Source organism: Microbacterium sp. Bi128 (genome assembly GCF_918698205.1).
Window position 1 is genome coordinate 1 of record NZ_CAKKMM010000639.1, and the last position, 2,812, is coordinate 2,812.

Below are 2,812 nucleotides of genomic sequence, written 5' to 3' on the forward strand. Positions count from 1 at the left end.
GTCGGGCCGCTTGCCGGCGCCTCGGGGCTCATTCAGTAACCTGCTTTCCCCGCACGCACAGCGGGCACACTTCAGGGAGCCGGCAGCCGTGGCCGCTATGGCCTCCCTTGGACGGATCGTGGCGGGCCTGGAAAACGCTGCCGGACATCACGCGGGCGGCGTCGCCGACCATCTCCAGTGCCCAGTTGTCCTGCGGATCCAGCGGTGCCTGGGCCTGGATGCCGGGGCTCTTGGTGGTGGTGCCCAGCTGGGCCAGGACGGCGCCGCCCGGCAGCGGCGGCGGACCGTCGTCGGGACCCGCGAAGCCGCCGGCCAGCACGGCGGCCTGGTAGGCACCGAGCTGCGGGTGCCGGTCCAGATCCGCTTTGCCGGGCTGGCGTTTGCCGGTCTTGAGGTCGATGATCACCAGCCGGCCCTCGGCGTCGATCTCCAGCCGGTCGACCTGGCCCCTGAGCACGGCGGGCCGCGCCGGACCGGCGCTTCCGCCCTCGCCCGGATCGGATCCGGCGTGTGTGGAAGCGGCCTCCGCCGGAACGTCCGGCAGCTTCACCTCAAAGTCCTGTTCGACGCCGATCAGGCTCCGGCCCTCGCTGCGCATCACGAGGACATACTGGGCGAGCTTGCGGACCATGGACTCGGCTCGCTGGAAGTCCAGTTTGCCTTCCCAGTTGTCCTTCATCCCCAGCGTGGGCCAGCGCCGGACGAGTTCGGCGACATACTCGCTTCCCGAGGCGTCCGGGAGGTCCTGCGCAATGGCGTGGACCAGCGTTCCGAGGCTGCGGGCAAAATCGGTGGCGGCTTCACCGCCGGCGGCTTGGACAAACCAGTCCAGCGGAGATTTCTGCACGGTTTCGACCTTCGATGGCGACACGAACACAGTACCGCCCGGCGGAACCACCGCCTCCTCCGAGGACAACTCCGCCAGCCCCCACCAGCTCGCGGGGTGCGCGCCCGGAACCGGCGGCTGGGCCGTGGCCAGGCCCCCCAGGACGGCCGCGGCTTCCGCCGATTCGGCCGCCCTCGGGTCGAGCTGGGCGTACTGCCGCAGCTCCGCTACCAGCGCCCGGAGCGTCAGCGGACGCTCGACCGGGGTAAAGCCCCGGCGGTCCTGCCCGGGCCGCAACGGCGCCACATAGTCCAGGAACGAGGACGGCTGCTCGTCCTCCGAGGACACCGCCGTGCAGATCAGCACCTCCCGGGCGCGGGACACTGCCGTGGAAAAGCTCCGGAGCTCGTCATAGCGTATTTCGCGCAGCCGGCTCTGCGGATCCAGTCGCAGGGCATACTCCACGCCGTGCTCGACGGCGTCGGCGAACAACGTGCTGCCGAGCAGTTCGCCGCGCAACCGGGTGTTGGGCCACACGCCTTCCTGAAGTCCGGGCACAATGACCACCGGCCATTCGCGGCCGGCCGCGCTGGCAGGGGTCATGAGCTCCACCGCGTCTTCCAGCTGCGCCCGGGCGGCGAGGGTATCCATGGGAAGTTCCTGGCTGAGCAGGTATTCAAGGAACTGCTCCGGGCCGGAACCCGGCAGCTGGTCCACAAAGCGTTCCGCGGTATGGAACAGCGCCATCATGGCATCAAGGTCACGGTCGGCCCGGGCACCGGCTGAGCCTCCGGCGAGGGCGGCGTCGGTCCAGCGGGAGGCCAGGCCGGTGGAATGCCAGAGCGCCCAGAGCACCGTCTCTGCGTTGCCTCCGGGGGCACCGGCGGCGTCCCGGCCCGCTGCGATCATCCGGGCAATCCGGCGGGCCGAGTGACCCTCGATGCCCAGCGTTGCGAGCGCTCCCGGCTCCAGCAGGGCTTCGACCAGGAGCGCGTCGCTGGTGCGCCCGCCGCCGCCCAGGAGTTCCTCCCGGCGCAGCGACTGCCGCAGCCTCCGCAGTTCAATCGCGGTGGCGCCGCCTATCCGGGACGTCAGCAAGGACACAGCTGACTCGGGTGTGAGCACGGCAGGGTCCAGGGCCACCGCATAGGCATCGAGCAGCGGACGGACCGCGACCTCGTCCCGGACGGCGGATTCGGCGACGGGAATCCGGACCGGAATCCCCTGGCCGGCCAGGTACCGCTGCAACTGGCTGAGCTGACCGCCGTTGCGCACGATCACGGCGATGTCCCCGAGTTCCCGGGCGTCGTTCAGCTGGGCTTCGAGGATCCGCTGGGCCACATACCGCAGCTCGTGGACCGGGGACGGCAGCAGGTGGGCCTCGACCGTCCCCGCCCGGGCGCCGGCGGCTCTGTCCGGTGTCGGGACTGGTTGCCCGTCCGGTGCCGGCACCGGTCCGGGCTGTTCGAGCCGGCGGGCGGACTGCCCGCCGGACCTGCGGGAGATGCGCCCGGCCACTGACAGCCATGCCTCCGCCACTGCCGGGTCCTGCCGATGCGCCGTCCACAGGGGTCGTTCCAGGATCGTCCCGTCAGGTGCCAGGAGGCCGGGAAGCTCCGCCACGAGATCGGGGCGTGCCCCGCGGAAGCCCTGAACCACGGTGTCCGGCGAGGCAGTGATGATGGCATCCTTGCCGGCGGCGATGTCGGCGAGCAATTCGAAGACCGCCGGGTTCGCCTCCTGGATGTCATCCACGAGAATCAGCTGCAGGCGGTCGCGTTCGGCGGCGAGGAAATCGGGTGAGTCCTGGAAGATCTGGCGCGCGGCAGTGATGATGCCGGCGGGGTCGAAGGCCTCGGGCATGCGCAGGTCCAGGACATCGCGGTATTCGGAGTACAGGGCGGCCGCCGGAATCCAGTCCGGCCGGTTGCACTGCCGGGCCAAGGCCACAAGGTCCTCGGCGTTCCGCCCTGATTCGATGATCCG

At 70.6% G+C, this 2,812-nt stretch carries 1 protein-coding gene; it reads right to left on the minus strand.

Annotation, left to right across the window (positions count from 1 at the left end):
- Window positions 1-28: 28 nt before the first annotated feature.
- On the minus strand, window positions 29-2,812 hold a 2,784-nt coding region (locus LQV45_RS24130), incomplete at its 5' end, for an ATP-dependent DNA helicase (RefSeq protein ID WP_230009155.1).